The sequence below is a fragment of the Paenibacillus roseus genome (genome assembly GCF_016424485.1).
GTDB classification, from domain to species: Bacteria; Bacillota; Bacilli; order Paenibacillales; family Paenibacillaceae; genus Paenibacillus_D; species Paenibacillus_D roseus.
Map to the genome: position 1 here is coordinate 429 of NZ_JAELUP010000101.1, position 670 is coordinate 1,098.

The 670-nt window shown below is 69.9% G+C and carries 1 protein-coding gene; it reads right to left on the reverse strand.

The window, feature by feature from the left end:
• Positions 1-532: DDE-type integrase/transposase/recombinase (locus tag JFN88_RS16970; protein WP_233167985.1), on the reverse strand; the 532-nt coding region annotated here is incomplete at its 3' end.
• Positions 533-670 lie beyond the last annotated feature (138 nt).

Consider the following 670-nt stretch of genomic DNA (forward strand, 5'->3'; position numbering starts at 1 on the left):
TGCGGAGCTCCTCGGCGATGGCGTCCGGCGGGCTCAGCGGCAGGGTGCGGTGCACGATCTCAAAGGGCGCCAAGCCAGTCACCGAGTTGACGGAGGCGTTGTAGGCAAACTCCGCCATGGGCAGGTGCTCCGTCCAGTCCACCCCGGTGTCCTTGCAGTAGGCCCGGAGGATGGCCAGGATGGTGGCGTTCATGCGCTCCGTCTGCCCGTCCGTCTGAGGGCGGTAGGGCGAGCTCATCCGCAGCTTGGTCTGCAGCAAGCCCTGCAGGGCCCGCCAAAAGGCGCCGGCGAACCGCGGGTCCCGATCCGAGACGATCCCCTGCGGCTGCCCAAAGCGGCGCACCACGTGGTCGCGGAACAGGCGGGCCAGGGTCTCGCCCGTGCAGGTCTTGGTCGTGGCCATCAGGACGATCATCTTGGAGAAGCGGTCCACGACGACGAAGACGGCGTCCTTGGTCACGGAGCGAGGGAGGTCGGTGATCAGGTCGACGCTCACCTCGCGCCAGGGAGCCTCGGGCACCGGCAGGGGCATCAGCAGGCCCCCCCGGGCCCGGCGGCTCGGCTTGGTGGTCTGGCACACGGGGCAGCTCAGCACGTGCCGGCGGACGTCCTCGTGCGCGCCGGGCCACGTGTAGTATCTCTCCAGCCCCGCCAGCGTGCGCTTGTAGCC